Below are 8,244 nucleotides of genomic sequence, written 5' to 3'. Positions count from 1 at the left end.
AGTTTCACCATCCTAGGGGTTTGGTCTCCCAACCCTCCACCCCAAAATCTCAAAACTATAACGTTATAGTTAAGGGTCAGACCCCCCACCCCACCCCAAAAGTATAATATCAAATCTGGTAGCATTGGTGTAATTAGATAAATAGGCATTGCATAATTGCGGGATGATTTTGTCAGAGAGCATCAACCATAATCCCCGTGTCTCCCTGTCTCCGTGTCCCCGTGTCAGCCTCAATCATCCCAGTATTCACCAACGCCGATAAATAGTGTGGGGAGGGTGGAGAGTGTGGGGAGATGGGGAGATAAGCTTTATATTTGGCAATGGCGCTTTTCACCAAACATTTTTTTATACCGAACCGGAGCGGATTTGATATAGTTTCACGATCCTAGTGCAGGATGGGGGAAATAACTAACCAATACTTTTGACTTTTAACTTCCGCGTAGCGGCACTAGGGGTTTGGTCTGCCAACCCTGGTTTCCCAACTCTGGTCTCCCAACTCTCCACCCCAAAATCTCAAAACTATAACGTTATAGTTAAGGGTCATACCCCCCACCCAACCCCCAAAAGTATAATATCAAATCCGGTAGCATTGGTGTAATAAAACAGCAGAGCGATCGCCACTCCCTCCTAACTTCTGACTCCTGACTCCTGTAAATACCCACAATGTCCTAAAATCAATAAAGTTTATGATAAATTTAGGGACATACCAGTGGCCAAGTCAACAGAATCTAATACACAACCTCTTTCTCGCACACCTCTATATGACTTAAGTACCGAACTCAAGGGCAGAATGGTAGAATTTTCTGGATGGGAAATGCCAGTACAATACACCAGCATTAGCTCCGAACATGAAGCAGTACGCACAAAAGCAGGAATGTTCGATATTTCCCACATGGGTAAGTTTATCGCTCAAGGCCACGATTTAATTGAGAAAATTCAATATTTAGTACCTTCTGACTTGAGCAGTTTAGAACCTGGTAAAGCACAATATACTGTCTTATTAAACCCCCAGGGAGGCATTATTGATGACTTCATTTTCTATCGTCAAAGTGATGACCCCCTCACCAACGAAGCACGGGGTTTTATGATTGTTAATGCTGCCACTAAAGCTAATGATAAAGGATGGATATTAAGTCATTTAGAAGATAGTGGTGTTAAATTTCAAGATATCTCTGAGGAAAAAGTATTATTGGCTGTCCAAGGTCCGCAAGCAGAATCATATTTGCAGCAATTTGTCAAGGAAAATTTGGCATCAATTGGATTTTTCGGGCATTCAGATATTACTGTATTAGAGCAACCTGGTTTTATTGCGAGAACTGGCTACACTGGGGAAGATGGGTTTGAAATTATGGTTGACCCCTCCGTGGGTGTGGAGTTATGGCGCAATTTGTTGAATGCTGGGGTTACTCCCTGCGGTTTGGGAGCGAGAGATACTCTACGTTTAGAAGCTGCAATGGCACTTTATGGTCAAGATATTGACACTGAGACTACTCCTCTAGAAGCTAGTTTAAGTTGGTTAGTTCATCTGGAGAAAAAGGGTGAATTTATTGGTCGTCAGATATTGGAAAGACAAAAAGCTGAAGGAGTCTCAAAGCGTTTGGTTGGTTTGGAAATGCTCGATCGCTCTATTGCTCGTCATGGTTATCCTGTTTTGAGTGATGGTAAGGTGGTGGGGGAAGTTACCAGCGGTACTAAGTCTCCTACTTTGGGGAAGGCGATCGCCTTAGCTTATGTACCGAAAAAATTAGGGAAAGTCGGTCAAAAATTAGAAGTAGAAATTAGGGGAAAAAATTATGCAGCTATTGTTGTTAAGCGCCCCTTTTATAGAAGGAACAGGGAATAGGGAATAGGGAACAGGGAATAGGGAAAAATTACAAGTCTATTTATTAGGGTGTAGGGTGCGTTAGGCGCAACCGTGTAAATGTTGTTATACCTCAAAACGTAAAATTGCGCCGTAACGCACCATCTTATTGGTACTTAAACATTTTCTGGTCGAAAAAATGCGTTAAAGCTACTCTAGACAAGGGAATTACGTCGATGCCCTAAAAATGGCTAGAACCCTTGATAATTCAGTCCAGTAGGGTGCGTTAGGCGCAACCGTGTAAATGTTGTTATACCTCAAAACGTAAAATTGCGCCGTAACGCACCATCTTAATATATAAGTCAAAAGTCAAAAGTTGGAAATGCAGCTATTGTAGTGTATTAGACTGACACAACTAAAATGGTGGGTGACGACGGATTCCTAAATACTTTGCACAGCTTAAGTTTTAGCCGTCTAACGCACCCTACTGGACCGACTAAAATGGTGCGTGACGACGGATTCCTAAATACTTTGCACAGCTTAAGTTTTAGCCGTCTAACGTATCCTACTTGACCGACTAAAATGGTGGGTGACGACGGATTCCTAAATACTTTGCACAGCTTAAGTTTTAGCCGTCTAACGCACCCTACTGGACACAACTAAAATGGTGCGTGACGACGGATTCCTAAATACTTTGCACAGCTTAAGTTTTAGCCGTCTAACGTATCCTACTTGACCGACTAAAATGGTGCGTGACGACGGATTCCTAAATACTTTCACAGCTTAAGTTTTAGCCGTCTAACGTATCCTACTTGACCGACTAAAATGGTGCGTGACGACGGATTCCTAAATACTTTCACAGCTTAAGTTTTAGCCGTCTAACGTACCCTACTTGACCGACTAAAATGGTGCGTGACGAGGGATTCCTAAATACTTTGCACAGCTTAAGTTTTAGCCGTCTAACGTACCCTACTTGACCGACTAAAATGGTGCGTGACGACGGATTCCTAAATACTTTGCACAGCTTAAGTTTTAGCCGTCTAACGCACCCTACTGGACTTCCTTCTTCCTTCTTCCTTCCTCCTTATTTAAAAATGAAACATCAAGAATTACCAATTATTGGTTGGCGAGAATGGATAATTTTACCAGAAATTTGCATTAGTAGAATTAAGGCAAAAATTGATACTGGTGCCCGTTCTTCTGCTTTACACGCTTTTGATATTAAAACTTTTGAAATTGACGGGAAACGGATGGTAAAATTTAAAGTTCATCCCCAACAAAAAGATACCAATCTAATAGTAACTGCTGAAGCAGAATTAATAGATGAACGAAAAGTTCGTAGTTCTAGCGGGAAAGTAGAATTACGTCCTGTCATTTTAACTGAAGTCAATTTAATGAACAAAAAATGGCAAATTGAATTAACTTTAACTAATCGAGAATTAATGGGATTTAGAATGTTGTTAGGACGACAAGCTGTACGGAATAATTTCTTAATTAACCCTAGTAAATCTTATTTAGATATAAATTCAAAATTCAGTAAAAAAAATGGTAGAAAACAACAAAATGAAAATCGCTGTTTTATCTACTGACCCCACTCTTTATTCTACTAAAAGATTAGTAGAAGCAGGAGTTGAACGCGGTCACGAAATTGAGGTTATTGATTACCTTCGTTGTTATATGAATATTACTTCAATGAAGCCTCAAGTGATTTACATGGGTGAACCTTTGGAAGGATTTGATGCTATTATTCCTCGCATTGGTGCTTCTCAAACATTTTATGGTACGGCAGTTGTTAGACAGTTTGAAATGATGGGAGTTTTTACTGCAAATCCTTCTCAAGCCATTTCTCGGTCTCGCGATAAATTACGTTGTTTACAATTATTAGCTAGAGAAGGAATAGGATTACCTGTGACTGGTTTTGCTCATTCAACTAAAGATATTGATGGTTTAATTAATACTGTTGGTGGCGCTCCTTTGGTGATTAAATTATTAGAAGGAACTCAAGGAATAGGAGTAGTTTTAGCCGAAACTTATCAAGCAGCTAAGTCAGTTATTGAAGCTTTTCGTGGCTTGAATGCTAATATTTTGGTACAGGAATTTATTGAAGAAGCAGGCGGTGCAGACTTGCGATGTTTTGTAGTAGGAGATAGAGTAATAGCTGCTATGAAAAGACAGGGAGCTGAAGGAGAATTTCGCTCAAATTTGCATCAAGGTGGTAAAGCAGAAAAAATTAAATTAAGCCGAGAAGAACGCTCAACTGCTACTCGTTCAGCTAAAGCAATGGGGCTGAGAGTTGCAGGGGTAGATTTATTACAGTCTAATCATGGCCCAGTAGTGATGGAAGTGAATTCTTCTCCTGGTTTAGAAGGAATAGAAACTGCTACAGGAGTAGATATTTCTGGTAAAATAATTGAATTTTTAGAGAAGAATGCACAAAAACGTCAAGTGCGCGATCGCATTGAAGGTTGAAGAAGTAAGAAGGAAGAAGGAAGAAGTAAGAAGGAAGAAGGAAGAGCTGAATTAAAGGATGAATATTAAGTGGGGTGGGACAGGCATCCTGCCTGTTCCTGCCTGTCACAAAATATCAGGAACGGGCAAGATATATATTCCACAAAACTATTAACTAGCTATCAGCTTTTCCTTACGGAATGCTACGCAAACAGCATTTGGCTGTCAGCTAAAAATTCGAGGGTTTAAGTCCCCCACTATATTTGAAAAAATTAGTGGTGCGTGTTAATGGGGGTTTCAATCCCCCATTATACACCTTGAAAAGCTGATAGCTGAGTGCTGACTGCTGACTGCTACTTCAAAATCATACCGCATTTCTGCAATACCCCTATTTTGAAGTATTCACAGAAACTACATTTTTAATTTCTGGGCAGTGGGTTTTAATTGCCTGTTCGACACCATCTTTCATGGTTAATGTTGAAGCAGGGCAGTTACTACAATTTCCCACTAATTTTACTTCTACGGTATCCGGCAGTTTAATACCTACTAACTCCACATTACCATTATGGCTTTGCAAACCTGGGCGAATTTCATCTAACGCCTGTTGAACCCTAATTTCTAAGGGTGGTGTCGGTGGTTTAACTAATTCGTGGTAGCGCAATAAACCATAAACTACTTCATCTTGCACTGCCTGACGCAATGCTGGCATAGACTCTTGTTTAACACTACGAATTAATCTGGTTAGGGCTTCTTTGTGTAATGCTTCAATAGCATTTTTTAACCCTTCAACCACCGATTTTTGATTTTCATCCCAGTGAGCGATCGCTTCTTCAAAGTGGGTAATTTCAGATACCAGAGCTTCGAGACTAACAGACTCTTGCAAAGGAATTTTGGCTTGAGTCATTTCAGTTATCAGTTATCAGTTATCAGTTATCAGTGGCTTTGTTGCATGAAAGTATATAGCTCCTACACAAGCAACTGCATATGTACTTCACTTCTGCGCGGAAACTACTGTAACTATTGGACAATAGATGAATCAAACATCAATATGATACATGAAAAGGCTGAAACTTTTACCTGTAAAAGTTTTGAGATTTAATCAGCCCACCCTAACTATTGGACAATAGATGAATAGAACATCAATCATCGCTAAACAGAGTTTGATATGCGAACCAAAGCGGAATGGATGTTCTATAACTACTTTTATGCAACAAAGCCGTTATCAGTTATCAGTACCTCCGGTTTGAGTCGGAGGCAAGAAAATCAGAATTTATTTCTTATTTCAATTTCACATCTTTGAGCAAAAATGGCATAGCAATTCCAGTTGCTAGACTAGAAACAATAATTGGCAACAATAATGTTGTTTCCATTTGCGCCATTATGATTAAGATTAAAGCACCAACTGCAGTCGCTAAAGCTACCTGTTTAAAAAAGTAAAATGGATTCCGTAGCAGTTTACCTTTAAGTAACAACTTGGTACTATACCAACCGACTTCTAACATAATAATTCACTCCTAATTTTCTCAAATCATCTGTAACACAAGCTTCCAGCTTGTAATCAAATCATCTGTAACACAAGCTTCCAGCTTGTAATCAAATCATCTGTAACATAAGCTTCCAGCTTGTCGTCAAATCATCTATAACATAAGCTTCCAGCTTGTCGTAACCGACTCCACTCGCAATGATTCAAAATCCCTGCATCCGTGGCAAAATCAGTGTCTTGTACTTCCAGCTAAACAAATTTCAAAATTGCCAAACCAACAACAACTGCCGGAATTACACCAGCAGGTCCAAACAAACCGCCAATCATAGCAGCTAGATTATAACCTAAATCCTTTCCTGCTAACCATATTCCACCAATAGCACCACCAATAATTGAAATTCCGCTAGCAACTCCTAGCCAAAATATGGCAGTTAGTATTGTAATTTCTCCATTCGCTAAGTTACTGACAAAAATGTGAATGCTTGGTATTCCATTCAAGTTTGTAATTAGACTATTGATAGTGCTGAGTAAATTACTCATTTTTATCCTCCTAAATTATGTTGAAATCTCCTATTTTCTAGGATTTAGTGAATTTAGTTGGTTTCAGACAACAATAATTCAGCTTCGACTGCTGACAATGCCTCCGAAACTACATTCGCTCTATCTACTTCGCTATACTGACAAAAAATTTCTTGTGCTTCTGCATAAAGATTTTTTGCCTCCAGCAAATTTTGGTAATTTCCTGCTTCTGGGTGTTTTGGGTTATCAGGTAAATTATATAGCAGGTTAGCTTTATTAGAGATAGTTGTCGCATACTCTAATGGTGTATCTTTAGCAGTCCGAACTTTCAACGCTTCATTGTATGCACTCAACGCCCGCAAATTATTTTCTACCGGATGCAAACTGGGGAGATATTGCAAAGCATTAGCGAGGTTATTTTGCAACATCGCATATTCCTTGGGATGTTCGATCAGGTTAACTGCTTTTAACGCTGACTCAAATGACTGTACTGCCATTGCTTGTCGCATACCTTCCCTCTCTGGAGCTAGACTCATTGAGAGATAGGCGATCGCGATATTATTCTGCAATATGGCGTATTCTTGGGGATATTTATCTGCGGTAAATGTTAATAATGCTCGTTGAGATGCTTGTACCGCTTGTTGCATTGTTGCCAAATTGTAGGGAACTAATGCTTGTAATACCAACCCCAAATTCATTTCCACTTCTGCTAATTCTTCGGGTGCTGTTTGTTCCCGTAATATTTCTAGAGAAGTTTCATAAGCTTCTTTTGCCTCTAGTAATAAATCTGGTCCTTCTGCCGGAATTGTCCTCAATGCTGTTGCCATTCCTGCTAATGCTCTTGCTTGCATTAGGGGATAACCTTCGCTAGATAATTCTATTGCTTGTTGATATAGAGAAATAGCATCATGTAGTTGTTTCGCATCTTTTGGTTTTTGTTGCAGTCCAGTTGCCATATCAATTAGCATCTGAATTTTTTCTAAAACATTTGCCGACTCTGACTCTATAGCATTTAGAGCTGCTTTTACACTGGTATCACTAATAGTTTGAAGCACAATTTTTAATAGTTAATATTTTTAACAAAAATCTTTACGTTTTTTTTTCACTATTTAATTTATTTACATTAATATATCAATCTACATTAATCACTATCTTAATTCTTTATATTATTTTAATATCAAATCCGGTAGTATCGGTAGAATTGAAGACCGTAGGGGTTTGGTCTCCAAACCCTCTACAAACTAGGAGTTTTCACTCTTTTCTGATGATAAAACCTTATTCTCCAAAGCAAGCGGATTTGATATAATATAGTAATACTCAATGATTTCCCAGCAAAAAAATGTAGGGGGTTTGCTCTCCAAACCCAAGGGAAAATGGGATTGGGAAACCAAACCCCTACAATAAAATCTTACAACTGAAATAGGATTGCTATATTTATTTTGAAAATCAAGATCAAGTGGGCAAATATTCAAAAGTTTAACATCAGTAAATGAGAACCTCTATTTGCCTAACCTAAAATGATTATTTCAAATTTTTCCTGTTTCAATATTGTTCAAACTTTGGCTGTCGGAGCCATTTCTTGAGAACCACGTTCAAAGGCGATCGCCTTAGCAATAGATTCTGGTAATTCCTGCAAATCATCTGTATCTTGAGAACCACTTAAAGGAGATACAAAAGTATAACAAGGGTCACATTCACCAGTATCATAAACCTGAAGAATCCAATAATCAGGACATCCTTCTATCCCTACTTCAACAATGTACCAACTAGGTTCTTGTTTAGCGTATCTAATAGTAAACCAATCTTTTTCTATCTGAGCAACTTCTAAATCATTACTCAAAAAATCAATTGCTAATCTTTCTGCTTCTTTTTGAGAAAACATAATATTAACTATTTATAATTAGGTGTTAGGTTTTAGATTAAATTTAATTTCAATTAAGTTGAGCAAACTAAAGAGTAGGAAGAATAGAGAAGAAGCGTGTTTTATACTTAA

General features: G+C 38.6%; 8 protein-coding genes. 3 read left to right on the top strand and 5 right to left on the bottom strand.

The genetic code is table 11. The features are described from left to right. The first annotated feature begins 709 nt into the window (after positions 1-709). The 3 genes from gcvT to rimK all read left to right on the top strand — a co-directional run bounded on the left by gcvT (position 710) and on the right by rimK (position 4,270). Positions 710-1,843 carry a glycine cleavage system aminomethyltransferase GcvT gene (gene gcvT, locus AFK68_RS20840; protein WP_210407537.1) on the top strand — a complete coding sequence of 378 codons (1,134 nt, stop codon included), beginning with the start codon at positions 710-712 and terminating at the stop codon, positions 1,841-1,843. Between the two features lie 1,052 nt (positions 1,844-2,895). Continuing rightward, complete coding sequence (locus AFK68_RS20835; protein WP_094674751.1) at positions 2,896-3,390, top strand: ATP-dependent zinc protease; 495 nt, start codon at positions 2,896-2,898, stop codon at positions 3,388-3,390. Continuing rightward, a complete protein-coding gene (gene rimK, locus AFK68_RS20830) occupies positions 3,365-4,270 on the top strand; it encodes a 30S ribosomal protein S6--L-glutamate ligase (RefSeq protein ID WP_094674749.1) in 906 nt (301 codons plus the stop codon). The genes AFK68_RS20835 and rimK overlap by 26 nt, the downstream gene beginning before the upstream one ends. Before the next feature lie 367 nt (positions 4,271-4,637). Here the strand turns inward: rimK and AFK68_RS20825 are convergent, their stop codons facing one another. From AFK68_RS20825 to AFK68_RS20805, 5 genes are all read right to left on the bottom strand, one after another. Then, a complete protein-coding gene (locus AFK68_RS20825) occupies positions 4,638-5,153 on the bottom strand; it encodes a NifU family protein (protein WP_094674747.1) in 516 nt (171 codons plus the stop codon). Positions 5,154-5,526: 373 nt separating this feature from the next. Then, entirely contained in the window at positions 5,527-5,751 is a 225-nt protein-coding gene (locus tag AFK68_RS20820) for a hypothetical protein (RefSeq protein WP_094674745.1), read from the bottom strand. A 230-nt stretch (positions 5,752-5,981) separates the two neighbouring features. Continuing rightward, complete coding sequence (locus AFK68_RS20815) at positions 5,982-6,272, bottom strand: hypothetical protein (protein WP_094674743.1); 291 nt, start codon at positions 6,270-6,272, stop codon at positions 5,982-5,984. Positions 6,273-6,325: 53 nt separating this feature from the next. Further along, complete coding sequence (locus AFK68_RS20810) at positions 6,326-7,306, bottom strand: hypothetical protein (protein ID WP_094674741.1); 981 nt, start codon at positions 7,304-7,306, stop codon at positions 6,326-6,328. A gap of 497 nt (positions 7,307-7,803) precedes the next feature. Continuing rightward, the gene (locus AFK68_RS20805) at positions 7,804-8,133 is read right to left on the bottom strand and encodes a hypothetical protein (protein WP_094674739.1); all 330 of its coding nucleotides are present in this window, start codon (positions 8,131-8,133) and stop codon (positions 7,804-7,806) included. Between the last annotated feature and the right edge of the window lie 111 nt (positions 8,134-8,244).

Source organism: Hydrocoleum sp. CS-953 (genome assembly GCF_002260545.1).
Lineage (GTDB): Bacteria > Cyanobacteriota > Cyanobacteriia > Cyanobacteriales > Microcoleaceae > Trichodesmium.
The sequence above is the reverse complement of the archived record's forward strand: the minus strand, read 5'-3'. Positions and strand labels throughout refer to the sequence as shown.